The organism is Enterobacter cloacae complex sp. 309I3 (assembly GCF_050031595.1).
Classification (GTDB): Bacteria; Pseudomonadota; Gammaproteobacteria; order Enterobacterales; family Enterobacteriaceae; genus Enterobacter; species Enterobacter cloacae.
On record NZ_JBLGWI010000001.1, the window covers coordinates 3,327,627 to 3,346,680 of the forward strand.

At 55.5% G+C, this 19,054-nt stretch carries 17 protein-coding genes and 1 tRNA gene; 9 read left to right on the forward strand and 9 right to left on the reverse strand.

What is annotated here, in order from left to right; genetic code table 11:
* Positions 1-110 precede the first annotated feature (110 nt).
* The 4 genes from ACQG22_RS15785 (at position 111) to rplY (ending at position 3,861) form a co-directional block, all read left to right on the forward strand.
* Positions 111-1,868: a DEAD/DEAH box helicase gene (locus ACQG22_RS15785; protein WP_350362936.1), complete on the forward strand. Its 1,758-nt coding sequence runs from the start codon at positions 111-113 to the stop codon at positions 1,866-1,868.
* Between the two features lie 71 nt (positions 1,869-1,939).
* Entirely contained in the window at positions 1,940-2,533 is a 594-nt protein-coding gene (locus tag ACQG22_RS15790) for a TetR/AcrR family transcriptional regulator (RefSeq protein WP_058678176.1), read from the forward strand.
* A gap of 52 nt (positions 2,534-2,585) precedes the next feature.
* Entirely contained in the window at positions 2,586-3,458 is an 873-nt protein-coding gene (locus ACQG22_RS15795) for an alpha/beta fold hydrolase (protein WP_095427698.1), read from the forward strand.
* 118 nt (positions 3,459-3,576) lie between these two features.
* On the forward strand, positions 3,577-3,861 hold the full coding sequence (gene rplY, locus ACQG22_RS15800; protein ID WP_013097994.1) for a 50S ribosomal protein L25: 285 nt from the start codon (positions 3,577-3,579) through the stop codon (positions 3,859-3,861).
* Positions 3,862-3,913: 52 nt separating this feature from the next.
* On the opposite strand, the gene yejK is transcribed toward rplY, so the two are convergent.
* Positions 3,914-4,921: a nucleoid-associated protein YejK gene (gene yejK / locus ACQG22_RS15805; RefSeq protein ID WP_014832722.1), complete on the reverse strand. Its 1,008-nt coding sequence runs from the start codon at positions 4,919-4,921 to the stop codon at positions 3,914-3,916.
* Between the two features lie 134 nt (positions 4,922-5,055).
* Between yejK and ACQG22_RS15810 the strand changes: the two genes are divergently transcribed.
* The 3 genes from ACQG22_RS15810 to ACQG22_RS15820 all read left to right on the forward strand — a co-directional run bounded on the left by ACQG22_RS15810 (position 5,056) and on the right by ACQG22_RS15820 (position 7,212).
* A complete protein-coding gene (locus tag ACQG22_RS15810) occupies positions 5,056-5,283 on the forward strand; it encodes a YejL family protein (RefSeq protein ID WP_001135586.1) in 228 nt (75 codons plus the stop codon).
* A 19-nt stretch (positions 5,284-5,302) separates the two neighbouring features.
* Complete coding sequence (gene yejM, locus ACQG22_RS15815) at positions 5,303-7,063, forward strand: LPS biosynthesis-modulating metalloenzyme YejM (protein ID WP_020690103.1); 1,761 nt, start codon at positions 5,303-5,305, stop codon at positions 7,061-7,063.
* 72 nt (positions 7,064-7,135) lie between these two features.
* Positions 7,136-7,212: transfer RNA gene (locus ACQG22_RS15820), tRNA-Pro, on the forward strand.
* A 90-nt stretch (positions 7,213-7,302) separates the two neighbouring features.
* On the opposite strand, the gene ACQG22_RS15825 is transcribed toward ACQG22_RS15820, so the two are convergent.
* Positions 7,303-7,563, reverse strand: a complete 261-nt coding sequence (locus ACQG22_RS15825) for a DUF2534 family protein (RefSeq protein ID WP_013097997.1) — start codon at positions 7,561-7,563, stop codon at positions 7,303-7,305.
* 202 nt (positions 7,564-7,765) lie between these two features.
* Here ACQG22_RS15825 and eco point away from each other — a divergent pair, with 202 nt between their 5' ends.
* Positions 7,766-8,275 (forward strand): serine protease inhibitor ecotin, encoded by a 510-nt coding sequence (gene eco / locus ACQG22_RS15830; RefSeq protein ID WP_029883097.1) that lies wholly within the window; start codon positions 7,766-7,768, stop codon positions 8,273-8,275.
* 135 nt (positions 8,276-8,410) lie between these two features.
* On the opposite strand, the gene mqo is transcribed toward eco, so the two are convergent.
* On the reverse strand, positions 8,411-10,060 hold the full coding sequence (gene mqo / locus ACQG22_RS15835; RefSeq protein ID WP_095427696.1) for a malate dehydrogenase (quinone): 1,650 nt from the start codon (positions 10,058-10,060) through the stop codon (positions 8,411-8,413).
* A gap of 188 nt (positions 10,061-10,248) precedes the next feature.
* Here mqo and ACQG22_RS15840 point away from each other — a divergent pair, with 188 nt between their 5' ends.
* Positions 10,249-11,538, forward strand: coding sequence for a SulP family inorganic anion transporter (locus ACQG22_RS15840; protein ID WP_020690674.1), 1,290 nt, complete (start codon positions 10,249-10,251; stop codon positions 11,536-11,538).
* Here ACQG22_RS15840 and mgtE read toward each other — a convergent pair.
* From mgtE to ACQG22_RS15870, 6 genes are all read right to left on the reverse strand, one after another.
* Positions 11,501-12,937, reverse strand: coding sequence for a magnesium transporter (gene mgtE / locus ACQG22_RS15845; RefSeq protein ID WP_013098001.1), 1,437 nt, complete (start codon positions 12,935-12,937; stop codon positions 11,501-11,503). The two genes, ACQG22_RS15840 and mgtE, sit on opposite strands and share 38 nt — an antisense overlap.
* Before the next feature lie 148 nt (positions 12,938-13,085).
* Entirely contained in the window at positions 13,086-14,729 is a 1,644-nt protein-coding gene (locus ACQG22_RS15850) for a multidrug ABC transporter permease/ATP-binding protein (protein ID WP_045903367.1), read from the reverse strand.
* A gap of 69 nt (positions 14,730-14,798) precedes the next feature.
* Positions 14,799-15,455: a DNA oxidative demethylase AlkB gene (alkB, locus tag ACQG22_RS15855; RefSeq protein WP_045903369.1), complete on the reverse strand. Its 657-nt coding sequence runs from the start codon at positions 15,453-15,455 to the stop codon at positions 14,799-14,801.
* The gene (ada, locus tag ACQG22_RS15860) at positions 15,455-16,513 is read right to left on the reverse strand and encodes a bifunctional DNA-binding transcriptional regulator/O6-methylguanine-DNA methyltransferase Ada (protein ID WP_284954092.1); all 1,059 of its coding nucleotides are present in this window, start codon (positions 16,511-16,513) and stop codon (positions 15,455-15,457) included. The genes alkB and ada overlap by 1 nt, the downstream gene beginning before the upstream one ends.
* Positions 16,514-16,585: 72 nt before the next feature.
* Positions 16,586-17,641: an FAD:protein FMN transferase ApbE gene (apbE, locus tag ACQG22_RS15865; RefSeq protein ID WP_013098005.1), complete on the reverse strand. Its 1,056-nt coding sequence runs from the start codon at positions 17,639-17,641 to the stop codon at positions 16,586-16,588.
* Positions 17,642-17,756: 115 nt separating this feature from the next.
* Positions 17,757-18,872 (reverse strand): porin OmpC, encoded by a 1,116-nt coding sequence (locus tag ACQG22_RS15870; protein WP_023619744.1) that lies wholly within the window; start codon positions 18,870-18,872, stop codon positions 17,757-17,759.
* Between the last annotated feature and the right edge of the window lie 182 nt (positions 18,873-19,054).

A 19,054-nucleotide genomic window follows, 5' to 3' on the forward strand; every position in this document is an offset into this window, starting at 1 on the left:
CGTCCGAAAAAGAAGCAGTCAGGAACGGTTCAGTATAATGGTCTGGTAGCGCCACTCAAGGGAAAAAGTTTCGTGGCATACTATATGCGGAATAACGATACAGAGACCCCATGACTTTTACACTTCGCCCCTATCAGCAGGAAGCCGTTGACGCCACCCTGGCCTGGTTTCGCAAACACCGTGAGCCCGCGGCCATTGTGCTCCCCACTGGCGCAGGCAAAAGCCTGGTGATCGCCGAACTTGCCCGCCTGGCGCGCGGCCGCGTGCTGGTGCTGGCGCACGTCAAAGAGCTGGTTGCGCAAAACCATGCCAAGTATTGCGCGCTTGGTCTGGAGGCCGATATCTTCGCCGCCGGGCTAAAGCGGAAAGAGAGCCACGGCAAAGTGGTGTTCGGCAGCGTTCAGTCTGTTGCCCGCAACCTTGACCTGTTTCGCAGCGAATTTTCGCTGCTGATTGTCGACGAGTGCCATCGCATCAGTGATGACGACGATAGCCAGTATCAGCAAATCCTCACTCACCTGAAAGAGGTGAACCCTCACTTACGCCTGCTGGGCCTGACGGCAACCCCGTTTCGCCTGGGTAAAGGCTGGATTTACCGCTTTCATTATCACGGTATGGTGCGAGGGGATGAGAAGGCGCTGTTCAGCGACTGTATCTATGAACTTCCGCTGCGCTATATGATTAAACACGGCTACCTGACCCCGCCTGAACGGCTGGATATGCCGGTCGTCCAGTACGATTTCAGCCGCTTACAGGCGCAGAGCAACGGTTTATTTAGCGAAGCGGATTTGAACCAGGAGCTGAAAAAGCAAAAGCGCATCACTCCGCACATTATCAGCCAGATTGAAGAGTTCGCTGAAACGCGCAAAGGGGTAATGATTTTTGCCGCCACCGTTGAGCATGCGCGCGAAATCACCGGCATACTGCCCTCTGGCGACGCGGCGCTGATCACCGGCGAGACGCCCGGCCCGGAGCGCGACAGCCTGATTGAGGCGTTTAAAGCACAGCAGTTTCGCTATCTGGTAAACGTCTCGGTACTCACCACCGGGTTTGATGCCCCCCACGTCGACCTGATTGCTATTCTGCGTCCGACCGAATCGGTCAGCCTGTATCAGCAAATCGTTGGCCGCGGTCTGCGTCTGGCCCCCGGTAAAACCGACTGCCTGATCCTGGATTACGCCGGTAACCCGCACGATCTCTACTCGCCTGAAGTGGGTACGCCGAAAGGAAAAAGTGACAACGTGCCGGTACAGGTCTTCTGTCCTGCCTGTGGCTTTGCCAACACCTTTTGGGGCAAGACGACGGCTGACGGTACGCTGATCGAACATTTTGGCCGCCGCTGTCAGGGCTGGTTTGAAGATGATGAAGGGCATCGCGAGCAGTGCGATTTCCGTTTCCGCTTTAAAAACTGCCCCCAGTGCAACGCTGAAAATGATATTGCCGCCCGCCGCTGCCGCGAATGTGACACGGTTCTGGTCGACCCTGATGACATGCTGAAGGCCGCGCTGAAGTTAAAGGATGCCCTGGTGCTGCGCTGCTCTGGCATGGCGCTGCAACCGGGAGCGGATGAAAAAGGCGAATGGCTGAAAATCACCTATTACGATGAGGACGGTGCCGACGTCAGCGAGCGCTTCCGGGTGCACACTCCGGCTCAGCGCACGGCTTTCGAACAGCTCTTTATCCGCCCGCATACCCGCACGCCGGGCGTACCGCTGCGCTGGATAACCGTAGCGGATATCGTGCATCAGCAGGTGCTGCTGCGCCATCCGGATTTTGTTGTCGCCCGCAAGAAAGGCCAGTACTGGCAAGTCCGTGAAAAGGTTTTTGACTATGAAGGCCGTTTTCGTCGGGCCAACGAACTGCGTTAATGGCAGGCAGGCCTTGAATAGGAAACGATTGTTTCCTATTATGTATTATCGCGTTACAACAGGACTCACTCATGTCACGTCTTCCCGGTCGCCCGCGTGAATTTGACACCGACGCTGCCATCGACAGCGCCCTGCTCGTTTTCCGCGAGCGCGGCTACCATGCTACCTCAATCAAAGAGCTGAGTGACGCGACGGGCCTTACGGCGGGAAGCCTGTATAAAGCCTTTGGCAGCAAGAATGGCCTGTTTCTCGCGGCGTTCGATCGTTACACCCGGACGCGCAGCGCCGCCCTGCGCCAGCGTACCGAGGCGGCACGCAGCGGGCGAGATAAAATCGCGGCGGTGTTACGTTTCTACGCCGAGAGCAGCCACGGTTCTGAGGGCATACGCGGCTGTCTGGTGGTCGCCAGCGCGACCGAGCTGGCGGTTTTTGATGAGGCAACCGCGCAGTACATCAAAGCCGCCATGCAGCGTACCGAGCAGCTGTTGCTCGAACTGGTTCAGGAGGGCCAGCGGGACGGTAGCCTTTCTCGCGCGCTGCCCACGGAGCAAACGGCACGTAATCTTTTCGCGCTGCTGCAGGGTTACCGCGTGATCGGCAAAAAAGGCCTGTCTGAGGACGAAATCAATAGCGCCGTTAACGCGGCACTCAGCCTGCTCGGCTGAGTTTTTTTAATCAATTAGGAAACGATTATTTCCTATTATTCCGGAGATCGTTATGACCATACCCGTCGCCCCGCAGCACCACTTCACGCTCATCAATGGTATCCGCACGCACTACGTCACCGCCGGAGAACAGCACGCGCACACGGTTGTCCTGCTGGCAGGTTTCCCCGAAAGCTGGTACGCCTGGCGCCATGTTATCCCTTTGCTGGCCGAGCGTTATCATGTGATCGCCCCGGACTTACCCGGACAGGGTGATACCGATTGTCCGTCAGAGGGGTATGACACCCACACCCTCGCCAGCCATGTTCATGAACTGCTGACCCAGCTTGGCGTGCATCGCTACTATCTGGCCGGTCACGACGTGGGAGCCTGGGTTGCCTGGCCTTATGCGGCGATGTACAGCGATGAGGTGATAAAGCTGGCGCTGCTGGACGCCGGCATTCCGGGTATTACCTTACCCGATGCCCTCCCCGTCACCGCGGACCGCGCCTGGCGCACCTGGCATTTTGCCTTTCACGTAATTGCAGACCTGCCTGAATTCCTCATCAGAGGCAAAGAACGTGGCTATCTGGAGTGGTTTCTGCGTCGCAAAGCGGCGAATCCCCTCACCTTCAGCGAGGCGGATCTTGACGAGTATCTGCGCATTTTTACGCGCGAAGGTGGCTTACGCGCAGGGCTGGCTTACTATCGCGCTGCCGCCCTCTCCGCTGCGCAAAACCGGGCGCTTAGCGAACGGGGTAAACTCTCTGTTCCTGTTCTGGCACTCAGTGCCGATCAGGGTTCGATTCCTGATATGGCCTCGCCGCTGAGGGCGTTTGCAGAACGCGTTGACGGGCGCGTGATCCCTCGTTGCGGCCATTTTCAGCCAGAAGAGCAGCCTCAGGCCGTCGCCGACGCCCTAAGCGGTTTCTTTAGTGGGGATTAATTCATTGCCCTGAGGTGGATTGGGGGCTATAATGCCGCCCGCTTTTGCATCCGCAAAGCAGAACACTCACCTGCTGCTGGGTCGCCTGTAGTAGGGTTTTAAATACAGAGAGAAATCAATGTTCACTATCGAAGCAGAAGTACGTAACGTGCAGGGTAAGGGTGCGAGCCGCCGCCTGCGTACCGCTAACAAGTTCCCGGCTATCGTTTACGGTGGCGAAGCTGCTCCAGTTTCTATCGAACTGGATCACGACAAAGTATGGAACATGCAGACCAAAGCTGAATTCTACAGCGAAGTTCTGACCATCGTTGTTGGCGGTAAAGAAGAAAAAGTGAAAGTTCAGGCTGTTCAGCGTCACGCGTTCAAGCCAAAACTGACTCACATCGACTTCGTTCGCGCGTAATCGCAAACATGTCGAAAAAAAGCCCCGCTTCGGCGGGGTTTTTTTATGGCGGTTATTTACCGCCAGTAGTACGACGCTGCAGCTGATCGCGCAGGTTGGGTGGCGTACCTTTAATGGTCAGCGTATCGGTGGCCGGATCCCAGAAGATACGTTCCCCCAGCAGCATGGCATCAAAGTTGATGGTTAACCCGCCGCCGCTTCCGGCAAATTTTGTTAACTGACGCAGCGTACTGCGATCCGCCGGGAAGCTCTCTTCCAGCTCATACCCTTTCTCAGCAGTAAATTCCTGGAAACTGACTTCACTGACGCCGGCCAGCTCTTTTGACAGCGACTCCAGCTCAATCTCTTCCCCCGCCTGCAGCTGTTCGTTGCAGTAGCTGTAAACCTGCTGACGCACGTTCTGGCGCTCAGATTTATCGAGCTGCGCTTCCGCCGTGAAGTCATCCACCGCCTGCAGCAGCCCTTTGTTCTGCGCTTTGGCGTTGAGACCTTCGCTGGCACCGAGGAAGTCCATAAAGAAATCGGCCACTTTACGGCCAACACGCCCTTTGAGGAAGGTCAGGTAGCGCGTCGACTCCGGATTGGTTTCCCACTCGGTCAAATCAATACGCGCAACGATATCCGCATGGTTGATATCCAGATAATGGGTGGAGCTGATATCCAGCTGCTCATTCACGCGCATACTGCTTAAATTGTTCAGCACGGTGACCAGCAGATACTCGACCGCCAGGTAGCGATAGTGGCAGAACAGAACGATACCGCCGTCGGCAAACGGGTATTTTGCCAGTTCGTCGCGCAGACGTCCGGTTGCTGCGCGGCTAAACGCCAGGAAATCTTCTTCACCCTGACGTTGCAGGCGCAGGCTATCAGCCAGTTCACTCTCGTCGCTGAACAGACCATAGGCTTTATTTTTTGCACTGTAGACGCGGTGCAGTTCCGCCATCATTTCCACAACGGTTGCCGTGGGTTCCAGTAACGAATCGCGCAGCACCACTTCAAGGGTTTGCTCATCACGCTTGATAAGCTGGTGCAAGGCAATCTGGTTGATTTCCAGACTCATGATAAACTCTCCTTTTAGACCGGGCGGTATTCAACCACCACCAGGACATGTGTGCAACAACTGATAAAAAAGGGGAAAAAAAGCTGTTGCTACGGTAATATGTTGCCCTTTCATCAACAAACTGATTTTGATTTATGCCACAACATTCCCGCTACAGTGATGAACACGTTGAACAATTGCTCAGTGAGCTGGTCAACGTACTGGAAAAACATAAAACACCGACCGATCTCTCCCTGATGGTTTTGGGAAATATGGTCACCAACCTTATCAATACCAGCGTTGCTCCGGCTCAGCGTCAGGCGATCGCCAAATCTTTCGCCCAGGCTTTACAGTCTTCCGTTAGCGACGACCAGGCCCATTAAGGGAAACGAACAACAGTTTATGGTGACGAATCGTCAGCGCTACCGTGAAAAAGTCTCCCAGATGGTCAGCTGGGGGCACTGGTTTGCCCTGTTCAACATTCTGCTGGCGACGCTTATCGGCTGTCGTTATCTGTTTGTCGCAGACTGGCCGACGACGCTAACCGGGCGTATTTACTCCTGGATAAGCGTTGTAGGGCACTTTAGCTTTTTGGTTTTCGCCACCTATCTGCTGATCCTCTTCCCACTGACGTTTATCGTCATGTCGCAGCGTCTGATGCGATTTTTATCCGCCATCCTTGCAACGGCAGGGATGACGCTGCTGCTTATCGACAGTGAAGTGTTCACCCGCTTCCACCTGCATCTCAATCCCATCGTCTGGGAGCTGGTGATTAACCCCGATCAGAACGAAACGGCCCGTGACTGGCAGCTGATGTTTATCAGCGTCCCGGTGATCCTTCTGATAGAGATGCTGTTTGCCACCTGGAGCTGGCAAAAACTGCGCAGCCTGACCCGCCGACGCCATTACGCGAAACCGGTGGCCGCGATCTTTTTCGTCTCCTTTATCAGTTCGCACATCATGTATATCTGGGCGGATGCGAACTTCTATCGCCCAATCACCATGCAGCGGGCGAACCTGCCGCTCTCTTATCCAATGACGGCGCGTCGTTTCCTTGAGAAGCACGGTCTGCTGGACGCGCAGGAGTACCAGCGTCGTCTGATTGAGCAAGGGAATCCGGAAGCGGTTAGCGTGCAGTATCCGCTGAGCGATCTGCGCTATCGCGATATGGGACGCGGGCAGAACGTCCTGCTGATCACCGTCGATGGTCTGAACTACTCCCGTTACGAGAAGCAGATGCCCGCGCTGGCCGAGTTCGCCAGCAAGAACGTGACGTTCACCCAGCATATGAGCTCCGGCAACACCGCCGATGCGGGCATTTTTGGCCTGTTCTATGGCATTTCTGCCGCCTACATGGACGGCGTGCTTTCTGCGCGCATTCCTGCAGCGCTGATCACCGGGCTCAATCAGCAGGGATATCAGTTAGGGTTGTTCTCCTCAGATGGCTTTAACAGCGCGCTGTACCGCCAGGCGCTGCTGTCTGATTTCTCCCTGCCAGCCGCGGAAAGCCAGTCGGACGAGCAGACCGCCAGTCAGTGGATTAACTGGCTGCAGCGTTATGCGCAGGAAGATAACCGCTGGTTCTCCTGGGTTGCCTTTAATGGCACCACGCTCGATGACAGCAATCAGAAAGGCTTTGCGCGCCGCTACAGCCGTGCAGCAGGCAATGTTGATGACCAGATTAGCCGCGTGCTTGATGCCTTACGCGAATCCGGCAAGCTCGAAAACACCGTGGTGATCGTGACGGCAGCCCACGGCGTACCGCTGGGCGACGAAGCGAAGAGTATGAGCTGGTCGCGGCCGAATCTGCATGTTCCGCTGGTGATCCACTGGCCGGGCACCCCCGCTCAGCGCATTAACATGCTCACCGAACATAAAGATGTGATGACCACGCTGATGCAACGACTGCTGCACGTCAGTACACCGGCAAATGAGTATTCACAGGGGCAGGATCTCTTCAGCGCCACGCGTCGCCACAACTGGGTCACGGCAGCGGGCAATGATACGCTGGCGGTCACCACGCCAATGCTGACGCTGGTATTGAACAATAACGGAAACTACCAGACGTATAATCTGCAGGGTGAACGGCTGAAAGACCAGAAACCGCAGTTGAATCTGCTGCTACAGGTTCTGACGGATGAGAAACGGTTTATCGCTAACTGATTAATTATAAACCAGTTAGCCGCAGATTCCCTTGCATTCAAAACGGAATCGAGTAGTATTCATTTCATGCGTCGGCACGTAGCGCAGCCTGGTAGCGCACCGTCATGGGGTGTCGGGGGTCGGAGGTTCAAATCCTCTCGTGCCGACCAAAACTATTTAAAAACCAGCCATATGGCTGGTTTTTTTGTGCACAAAAAAAGCCAACCCGCAGGCTGGCTTTTGAGATCGCAAGTGAACGCTTAGTGCTTGTCGCGCCCGCCAAGGAAGAAAATACCCAGCGGAATGGCAAGCAGGACGGTGAACACCAGGCTGTAAACGAAGATCATCGCCGACTGCAGGACATACATGCTGGTCGTCCACGCAGAGAGTGGAATGTTGTACTGTTCGATGACGCCGACAATGGTTGCCCGGCCCACGCACGCGGCCGCAATCATAAACACAACCAGCAGCGCCAGGAGGAACTTACGGCCTTCAGGTGTTTTCAGTTTTGCACGAATCATCTCTCTTCCCTTTACAGATGAATAACATTATGTATGCCTTAAAATAACACGATCTGCCGCCAGACTCCACCGAAGTACAAACCACCACAAAAATGGCACTGCATTAGCTCATTACACTGCTTTTATTGAAAATGTAAGTAAATCACGCTAATCATTCATGGGCATTATGCTAATCTCATCAGGATGGTTTTGACATAAAGGAATGACTGTGAAAAACGCACCTAAATTTGCCCTTGCCCTGATCGCCGCCGCGTGCGTCAGCACCAGCGCCTTCGCAACTGAAAGCCAGAAGGTACAACCTCTGGAAAAAATTGCGCCTTATCCGCAAGCGGAAAAAGGCATGAAGCGTCAGGTGATCCAGTTACCGGCTCAGCAAAATGAAGCGAATTTCAAAGTGGAACTGTTGATCGGCCAGACGCTGGAAGTGGATTGCAACCAGCATCGTCTCGGCGGACAGCTGGAAAGCAAAACGCTGGAAGGCTGGGGCTACGACTACTTTATCTTTGATAAAGTGACGTCACCGGTTTCCACCATGATGGCCTGCCCGGATGGCAAGAAAGAGAAGAAATTCGTGACCGCGTATCTGGGTGATAACAGCCTGTTACGCTACAACAGCAAGCTGCCAATCGTGGTGTATACGCCGGAAAACGTGGAAGTGAAATATCGCGTGTGGAAGGCGGATGAAAATATCGGACAAGCGGTAGTACGTTAAGAATAAGTCGGGTGGCGGCTTCGCCTTACCCGACCCGGAATGGGTGTGCTCTGGTGCCCTCATTCCAACCCTCTCCCACCGGGAGAGGGAGAAAACACTAAAAACGGTAACGGATGTTACCGTTTTGCTTTTACCTTACAGCGCGATATCCGCCACCGGTTTGTTTTCTGCCTGCGGCTTCAGCTCCGCTTTTGGTGCAGCATCAGCAGCCTGCGGCTTAACGTATTGCAGTTGCAGTACGCGGCTGGTGTATTCCAGCTCCTGCTCCGTCGCGTCCACGTTACCGTTCAGCTTCGTACCGTAGGATGGAATAATCGTTTTCAGCTTCGCCTGCCATTCCGGCGTGGCGACTTTACCTTTAAACACTTTTTCCATCAGGTGCAGCATGATAGGTGCAGCGGTAGAGGCACCAGGGGAAGCCCCCAGCAGCGCGGCAATAGTGCCGTCTTTATCGCTTACCACTTCGGTACCCAGACGCAGCACACCGCCCTCTTTCGGATCGCGTTTGATGATCTGTACGCGCTGACCCGCCTGCCACAGACGCCAGTCTTCTTTCTTCGCCTGCGGATAGTACTCTTTCAGCGCCTCGAAGCGTTCTTCATCAGAAAGCATCACCTGGCTAATCAGGTATTTCACCAGATCGAAGTTATCCAGACCGACATCCATCATTGGCTTCACGTTTGAGGTGGTGGTTGCGCTCAGCAGATCCCACAACGAGCCGTTTTTCAGGAACTTAGTGGAGAAGGTTGCAAACGGCCCGAACAGCACCACACGCTTACCATCAAGCATACGGGTATCGATGTGTGGAACGGACATTGGCGGCGCCCCCACGGAGGCCTGACCATACACTTTTGCCAGATGACGGTTCACCACTTCCGGGTTTTCCGACACCAGGAACTGACCGCCCACCGGGAAGCCCGCGTAGTCGTCCGCTTCCGGAATACCGGACTCCTGCAGCAGTTTCAGCGCCGCACCGCCCGCACCAATAAAGACAAACTTTGCCTTGATAACGTGCTCGGCTTCGTTGTTTTTCAGATCGGCAACGGTCACGCTCCAGCTGTTGTCAGCGTTGCGCTTAAAGCCACGCACTTCGGTGCTGAGCTGCAGATTGAAGTTCTCTTTTTTCTTCAGAGAGGCCACCAGCTGACGGGTGATTTCGCCATAGTTGACGTCAGTACCAATCTCAGTACGGGTTGCCGCCACCTTCTGGTTCGGGTCACGACCTTCCATCACCAGCGGTGCCCACTCTTTGATCTGCGCGTGATCTTCAGAATATTTCATGCCGCGGAACAGCGTGCTCTGCTGCAGCGCCGCGTAGCGCGCGCGCAGGAAGTTCACGTTCTGCTCGCCCCACACAAAGCTCATGTGCGGCACGGTGTTGATGAAGGAGTGCGGATCGTGCAACACGCCGCTGTTCACCTGGTGAGACCAGAACTGGCGAGAAATCTGGAATGCTTCGTTGATCTCTACCGCCTTCTCGATACTAATGGAACCGTCCTTTTTCTGCGGCGTATAGTTCAGTTCCATGAGTGCCGAATGTCCGGTACCGGCGTTATTCCAGCCGTTTGAGCTTTCCTGCGCCACGCCATCGAGGCGCTCGACCATGGTCATTGACCAGTCCGGCTGAAGCTCTTGCAGATAGGTTCCCAGCGTGGCGCTCATGATGCCGCCGCCAATTAAAAGGACGTCCGTTTCCTGCTCTTTTGGTGCGTCAGCTTTCGCCGCCATGGAGACGGTGTTCAGCCCCACGGCCAGAGAAAAGAGCATGGCAGTCATTTTTTTCATAATTTTGCCTTAGTTGAGTAGTGCTTGAAGCATGGAAATTGCAGGTGAAAAAAGCTGCGGGGGGAACGGTAGCAACTTTTAAATATTGTTTAAAGGTTACGAAATTATTGTAATTGTGAAATTTAATGATGGATTGTTTGTGTGGGATTGCCGGATGAAACTGGCAAGGCGCGTTATTTCTGGTTACTATGCTGCACTTTGTGATCGCGCGCACGGAAGCCCGCCCTAATCTGCGAATTGTTATGTCATTACCCCATGCTTCTCTTTCCCGTGAAGACCAGGTCGCCACGGTGCTGCGTTCCCCTCAACTGCTGCTACGCGAAACGCTGGCAGGCGTAATTACCGCTCTGGCCCTCATTCCTGAGGTGATCTCCTTTTCCGTGGTCGCAGGCGTTGACCCAAAGGTCAGCCTGATTGCCTCTGTGGTGCTGTGTCTGACCCTTTCAGCGTTCGGCGGTCGTCGTGCGATGGTCACAGCAGCTGCGGGCTCCGTCGCGCTGGTGATTGGCCCGATGGTGCATCAGCACGGGGTGCAGTACATCCTGCCGGCGGTCCTGATGGCGGGGATAATCCAGATTCTGTTCGGCGTGTTCGGAATGGCGCGCCTGATGCGCTTTATTCCCCAGTCGGTGATGACCGGTTTCGTAAATGCGCTGGGATTGTTAATTTTCTTCGCACAGGTTCCCCACTTCTGGAGCCGCAGCCCGCTGATTGTGGGCCTGTTCGTGCTGACGCTGCTGATTGTGCTGTGGGTGCCGCGCTTTGTTAAAAGCATCCCGTCACCGCTTATTGCGATTGTATTGCTCACCCTGTTCACCGTGACCAGCGGACAGGTTCTCCCGACGGTGGGGGATGAAGGTTCTATGAGCAGTGGTTTGCCAGGGCTGACACAGCTGCTCGTTCCGCTGAACATGGAAACGCTCAGCATCATCTGGCCATGCGCGCTGAGTATCGCTTTTGTCGGCCTGCTGGAATCACTGCTGACGGCAAAACTGGTGGATGAACTGACCGCGACGACGTCCAGCAAACGCCGTGAAAGTATTGGTCTGGGCGCAGGGAATATTCTTGCCGGGTTGTACGGCGGGATCGCGGGCTGTGCCATGATCGGACAAACCATCGTCAACGTGGAGATGGGCAAAGGTCGCAGTCGCGTCTCAACTTTTGCAGCGGGCATGGTGCTGCTGGTGCTGGTCACCGCCCTCAGTGAGGTGATGGCAAAAATCCCGATGGCCGTTCTGGCCGGGATCATGGCGATTGTTGCCATCAAAACGTTTAACTGGCACAGCCTTCAGCCTGCCACGTTAAAAAGCGCGCCCATTGCCGAAACGGTTGTGATGCTGATTACCGTTGCAGCAACGGTTTCAACCGGTAACCTGGCCATTGGCGTGCTGGGCGGGATTATTGTGATGGCATTGCTTCCCGCCCGGCTCAAGCGTCGGCTTAAAGAAGAAAAATCGTTGCAAGCCCAAGAAAAATAAAGAAACCGCCGGTATCGGTGATGGCGGTAATCATCACGCTCGACCCCACCGCGGGGTCGCGCCCCAGTTTGGTCATCGTCAGGGGGATAATGACCCCCATCATGGAGGCCACCAGCAGATTCAGCACCATCGCCAGCATCATCACCCCGCCTAACGCCATATCATCGTACAGCCACCAGGTAATGCCGCCCATAATGCCGCCCCACACCAGGCCGTTAATCAGCGCCACCCCCATCTCCCTGAAGATCAGGAAGGCGAAGTTACCCGGCTGAATGTTCTCCAGCGCCAGTGCACGGACGATCATGGTAATGGTCTGGTTGCCGGTGTTGCCGCCAATGCCGGCCACAATCGGCATCAGCGAGGCCAGCGCGACCAGTTGTGAAATGGTGTGTTCAAAGCCGTCGATCACCCGTGAGGCGATAAATGCCGTGCAGAGGTTAATGGCGAGCCATGCCCAGCGGGTTTTCACCGCCTTGCCGACGGAGGCGTGGACGTCATCTTCGGCGCTGATCCCGCCGAGCGCACGTAAATCGTTATCGGTCTCTTCGTAAACCACGTCAACGATCTCATCGATGGTCAGACGCCCCATCAGTTTACCCACAGAATCAACGACCGCCGCGCTCACAAGGTCGTCACGTTCGAAGGTACGGGCCGCTTTTTCCGCGTCGTCTTCCGGGGAGAAGACCATCGGCTCGGTTTCCATCACCTCACTCACCCGCCGCTGGGTGCTGTTGAGCAGGATCGTTTTAAGCTCCAGCTCGCCAAGCAGGGTTTTATCCCGGGAGGTGACGAACAGTTTATCGGTGTTGTCCGGCATGCTGCCCAGGCGACGCAGATAGCGCTGCACCGTACCGAGAGTTACATCCGGGCGCACCATGATGACGCCAAACTCCATAATGGCGCCCACGCTGTGTTTGTCATAGTGCATCACCTGACGCACGCGTGCCCGCTCTTCCGCAGGCAGCGAAGCCAGCAGTCGCCCGGTCAGGTTTCGCGGCAGGTGCTGAACGAGGTAAATCTGCTCGTCAATGTCCAGCGTCTGCAGGGCATCGAGGATATCCCGGTCGCTCATCTCATCAATGAGATCGTCCCAGACGTTTTCAGAGGCTTCCAGCAACACCTGCCCGCGCTCGTGATCCTGCACCAGACGCCACAGGGCGTGACGCTCTTCCGAGGGGAGGGCTTCCAGGGTATCCGCCAGATCCGGCGGAGGTAAATGAGCAACCAGCGCACCTACCTCAGCAATATCGTCGGCCAGCGTGCCGACATCATATTGCTCAGCCAGGGTCAGTTTGCCCAGTAACGCAGAGGTGACCGCTTTATCCGTCGTGAGGAGCCAGATGAGACGCGCACGTTCCTGGTCGCGCTGCCTGGCACTGTTTTTCTTTAAAACCGACATTAATCATAAATCCATGAAATAAGTTGGCTTTAAGCATAGCGCGGAGATATGTAAATAAGAATAAACAACGGGGCGGGATGGAGAAAAAATCAGCATAACATGCACGATTTATCCCCTCTCCCCGTGGGAGAGGGTTAGAGTGAAGGCTTCAGGCCGTGCGCGCCACCGCATCGCGAGACGCCGCATCGCGCTCCTCACCGGTCAGCTCGCTCAGCTTGCCGTCACGCATCTCCAGCAGCCGGTCGGCGTGAATGAAGTAGTGATCGTCATGGCTGATGGCAAAGATGGTTTTGCCCATCGCCTGCATCAGCGGCAGCAGCACCTGGTAGAACTCGCGGCGGAAATGCGGGTCCTGATCCGCCGCCCACTCGTCCAGCAGAATGATGTCGCGCTCTTCCGCCAGGGCCAGCAGCAGCGCCACGCGTTTTTTCTGGCCTTTCGAGAGCTTCAGGTTGAGGATCTTGCCGTCCTGCAGCTCAAGCTTGTGCGACATCTGCAGATGCGCCAGCCACTTCTCCACCAGCGCCGGGTTAGCCTGTTGCCCTTCCGGCCCCAGTAGCTGATCGAAGAGCCAGACATCGGTGAATACCGCCGAGAACAGCTTGCGATAATCCTCAGGCTTCTCTGCGCTGAGCGCGCGGCCATCCAGCAGAATGTCACCCGATTGCGGCTGATATAACCCCGTCAGCAACATCGCCAGCGTCGATTTCCCGCTGCCGTTACCGCCAATGAGAAACAGCAGTTCGCCGCGATGAATCGTCAGATTGACCGGCCCCACGGAAAAGGCGTTGTCCTGGTAGCGGAATGTGACGTTACGCAGTTCCAGCGTTTGCCAGTTCGGGAAGGCCTGAGGGCGCGGGAACTCGGCTTTGAACGGCGCAAGGTCGAACTTTTTGAGCTTATTAAACGCCACCTGCGCACTCAGCAAGGTGGGCAATGCACCGACGGCAGAGAGCAGCGGTGTGCGCAAAAACAGCAGCGTCAGGGAGTAAGTTGCCGCTACATTGGTATCGGCCCAGCCCAGGCTGTTGGCCATCCAGAAGACCAGGCCAATCGCGCCCAGCATCATAATGTTCGACCAGTTAACCGCGCTCAGGTGGAAGGTATCGGCACGGATAATATGGTGCCGGTATTCACGCGCGTCCGGGATGTAGAGGTTGTTGAAGATATGCTCGGCACGCTCGCGGTTAAGGGTCAGCTCTTTACGCCCTTCCAGTACCGTCTGGTAATCGTTATAGAGTTTGTCCTCGGTTTCACGCAGTACCGCCATGTGTTTGTAGACGCGGGAAACCAGCAGAAAACCACCCCAGATGGTGATAGTAATCCACAGTGCCGTAACGGCCAGCATCTTGCTGGAGAGCCAGGCGAGATAGGCCGCCGAGCCAACGGTCAGGATAATGCCCTGCACCAGTTCCGGCAGACGGACAAACGCAATGGTGATGGCGCGCACGTCGCTGGTCAGTCCCGCCAGCAAAGAGGCACTGCCGAGCTGCTCGACGCGCTCCACCTGGGTGTCCAGGATCCGCTTGATAAACTCGCTGCGCAGGCGGAAGACGAAATGATGTCCGAGGGCCGTCAGCGCCAGCTGGGAACCCAGCGTGATTGCCATCAGCAGCAATAATAACCCCAGAAATTCCGGCAGAACGGACAGCGAGGTGTCGACCATTTCGATCAAGCGCACGTTGATGAAGGCGATAAGACCAATACCTAATGCGGCGCTGGCAAGGCTTAGCGCCATTACCGCAATAAAGGGCCAGCGATACTGACGCCAGACAAGAAGAAGTAGTTGCATGCAGGCAATCCGGACAATAAAAATCATCCAGCAGTGTAAACTGCCCTGCGTTTACATCAAGAATAATTCTTATTTTTGTTTGCCTGGTGCGGTCTGGCGGAAGGTCAGATTAAAGCGGAACTCGCCCGTCTGCGGATGGACACCAGGCTTCAGTGGCTGAATGCCGTGGTAATAGAGCCGCGACTCCCTGCCCCACACCACCACATCCCCATGCTCCAGCATCAGACGCTGGAGAGGATCGTTGCGGCGTAATCCGCCGAACTGGAATATGGCGGGTAGACCCAGGGATACCGAGACGATCGGCGCACGCAGATCGGGTTCATCTTTATCCTGATGCAGCGAGAGTTTCGCCCCAACGCCATAGCGGTTGATAAGACAGGCATCCGGTTGAAAATCGGGATAGGTGGCCTCGACGGCGGCATCATGGCAGAGCGCCTGAAAAACCGCAGGCATGGGCGGCCAGGGCTTGCCGGTGACGGGATCGTCCGGGGCATAGAGATAGCCCCGTTCGTTGGTTGCCCATCCTGCCGTACCGCAGTTGGTCATCGCCACCGACATGGTGTAGCCGCCAGGCGTTACCATATGTCGGAATGGCGAAACGGCCGCGACGTCATGGATCCCGGCCAGCAGCGCCGAGGCCCGGGAGAGTGCAAACCGACGCAGGATCACCGCGCCAGGCGCTAGCGGCTCCTGCCAGGGTTCTGCATCCGCAAAGAGATCGAGCATTATCCCTCCTGATTCCTGGACTCACGTTTCAATAATAGCGCCTTTCGTTCCGTCCCCCAGCGATAGCCCGAAAGCGCTCCGTCCTGGCGTACGACACGATGACAAGGGATGACGATCGCCAGTTTATTTGCGGCACACGCTGCGGCCACCGCACGTACCGCGCCAGGTTTGCCAATCGCCTGCGCCACCTGCTGGTAGCTGGCTGTTTTACCGCAGGGAATATTGCGCAGGGCCTGCCAGACCTGCTGCTGGAAAGCGGTTCCGCGAATATCCAGCGGCAGAGCCAGCGGCACGCCACGGTTATCGATAGTATGAATAACCTGAGCAATACGTCGGGCAAATTCGCCTTCCAGCGGCGCGCGTTCAGCGTCCGGAAACAGCGACAAAATCTCCTGGGTGACTTTGGCATCATCATCGCCCAGCAATATTGCGCAGATCCCCCGCTCGCTTTCGCCCACCAGACAGCGGCCTAAGGCACACTCGCTGATGGCATAGCGCACTGCGACATCCCCTTTACGGTACTGCTTTGCCGTCATGCCCAGCGCGTCGTTGGCTTTACGATAGTAGCTGCTGCTGTCCGGGAACCCTGCCGCCAGCACGGCATCGGTTATTTTATCCCCGTGGGCGAGCGCATTGCGCAGGCGCTGTCCCCGCGCTGCCTGCTGCCAAGCTTTTGGCGTCATCCCGGTTACGGATTTAAACAGGCGGTGAAAATGGAAAGGACTCATGGCAATCTGCTGCGCCAGCATTTCCAGCGTTAACGCGGGATCCTGCTCCAGCAGGCGGCAGGCGCGCTCCACTTTTTCCAGCTTCTCTTCCTGCGGGTCGCGTTTGTCCGGTCGGCAGCGCTTGCACGGCCGAAACCCTGCCTGAACAGCATGGTGCACATCGGGGTAAAAGTGGACATTTTTACGCAGCGCGTGTCGGGCGCGACAGGACGGACGACATACGATCCCTGTCGTCTGGACGGCAAAGACAAATTGTTCGTCAGCACGCGGATCGCGGGCCAGCACAGCCTGCCAGCGATCCTCATCGGTCATATAAGTCGGTTTTTTCATCATCGGCTCCTCTTACAAGCATACCTACAGCTTGCCTGAGCGCCAGCAATCAAAAACCCGCAACCTTGCTTTTTAATTCTTTTCGCTCACCAGGAAGCTGTCGAACTGCGGTGAACTCCAGGTCTTAAAGCCGTCGGCCTCTTTGGTGATCATATACACCGCCAGCCCTTGCTGGCGAACCACCTCTTTGGCTTTCTCAGTACCGAGCACCATTAACCCGGTATCCCAGGCATCGGCTTCCAGCGCCGTCGGGGCAATCACCGTAACCGAGACCAGATTATGCGTAATAGGTCGCCCGGTCTGGGGGTCAATAACATGCGAGATCCGCTTCCCGTCGAGCTCGTAATAGTTACGGTAGCTGCCGGAGGTGCTGATGCCATGGCCGTTAATATCGACAATCGCCTGCACCGCATTTTGCTGGTCGGTTGGTTTTTGAATCGCCACACGCCACGGTTTGCCGCTGGCGTTCATCCCCCGGCTGACCAATGCGCCCCCCACGGAGACCAGATAACGCGGGATGCCTTCCTGAGCCATCAGTGCGGCCAGATGATCCGCCGCATAACCTTCCCCGACTGTCGACAGGTCAACAAACAGGTCGGGGATGTCTTTTTGCAGATACTGTTGCCCGTACTGGTTGATCACCGTCAGGTGCTGAAGCCCTGTCCGGGCACGGGCGTCGTCAATGGCCGCCTGATCGGGGGTGGTCACCGGCTGCTTATTTGGGCCGAATCCCCAGAGGTTAACTAACGGCCCCACGGTCACGTCCATCGCACCGTGGGTTTTATAGCCCACGCGCATCGATTCGGTCACGATATCGGCCATCTCCTCGCTCACCGGCCACAGGGACGTGCTGGTAGAGAGGTTAAAGCGCATCAGCGCCGAGTCGTTTTTGTAGGTGGATAGCAGCTGATCGTCGGCATCCAGCTGAGACTGAATTTTGCCGCGAAGTTCTTCTGCGCGTGCTTTATCAAGGTTCATTACGCTGACGCGCCAGAATGTCCCCATCGTTTTGCCTTCCAGCACCGTCGCCGCTGGCGCGTCGGTGTGTGCCACAGGCGTGGAAGAGTCACATGCGGTCAGGAAAAAAAAGGTTGCCAGGACGCTGGCGCGTAAAAAAGTCATGTCCATTCATTATTATCCTCATGCCAGGGCGGCAAGAGTACACCAAAACGCGGGAATTGAAAGGCCTTAAAAAAGGCAATAAAAAGGGGCCAGCCGGCCCCTTTGTTACACTGAAAAGCGATTAGAACTGGTAAACCAGACCCAGTGCTACGATATCGTCAGTGCTGATACCTGCGTTACGGGTGAACTCTTTGTCATCCAGCAGGTTGATTTTGTAGTCCACATAGGTAGACATGTTTTTGTTGAAGTAGTAAGTCGCACCCACATCAACATATTTCAGCAGATCCTGATCGCCGTAACCTTCAATGTCCTTACCTTTGGACTGCAGGTATGCCACGGAAGGACGCAGGCCGAAGTCGAACTGGTACTGAGCAACCACTTCGAAGTTCTGTGCTTTGTTAGCAAAGCCGTAAATATCGCTGCTGCTCTGAGAGTTGCCGAAACGGGTTGCGTTGTAGGTCTGGGAGTATTGCGCCGCCAGGTAGATGTTGTTGGCGTCGTATTTCAGACCACCAGAATAGACTTCAGCGCGATCGCCTTCGCCTTTCAGCGCAGGGTTAGCGGTGTTGTTCTGGTCAGCAGTACGTTTGGAAGAAGACATTGCACCACCGATGCTGAAGCCTTCACCCAGGTTATAGGTCAGGGACGCACCGTAACCGTCACCGTTCTGTTTCAGGGTGCTGCGGCCGGTGTCGTTTTCACCGCTTACGCTGCCGTTTTTACCCTGATACTGCAGAGCAAAGTTCAGGCCATCAACCAGACCGAAGAAGTCCTGGTTACGGTAAGTTGCTACACCGTTAGCACGGGATTGCAGGAAGTTATCTGAACCATAAGTGTCGCCGCCGAATTCTGGCAGAACGTCAGTCCAGGAGGTTACGTCGTAGATCACGCCATAGTTACGACCATAATCGAATGAACCCGCGTCAGCGAATTTCAGACCCGCGAACGCCACACGCGTCCAGGCCTGGTTGTCGCTTTCAGTCGTGTTACCCTGAATCTGGTATTCCCACTGGCCGTAACCGGTCAGTTGATCGTTAACCTGAGTTTCGCCTTTGAAGCCAAGACGCATGTAGGTCTGGTCGCCATCCTGACCGTCGTCATCAGAGAAATAGTGCAGACCATCGACTTTGCCGTACAGATCTAATTTGTTGCCGTCTTTGTTATAAATTTCAGCCGCATTTGCTGCGCCTGCTACCAGCAGTGCTGGTACCAGGAGGGACAGTACTTTAACTTTCATTTTATTAACCCTCTGTTATATGCCTTATTATTACCACTGCTTACCGGTTAACCCTCTTAACCAGTCGGCAATTTCATTCTCCTCAAAATTACAGAATAATCCAACAGGAATATGATACGAAAACTTTGAAAATGTTTCATTTCACTATCAAGATGTTTCAATTTGTAAACATCAAGGAACTT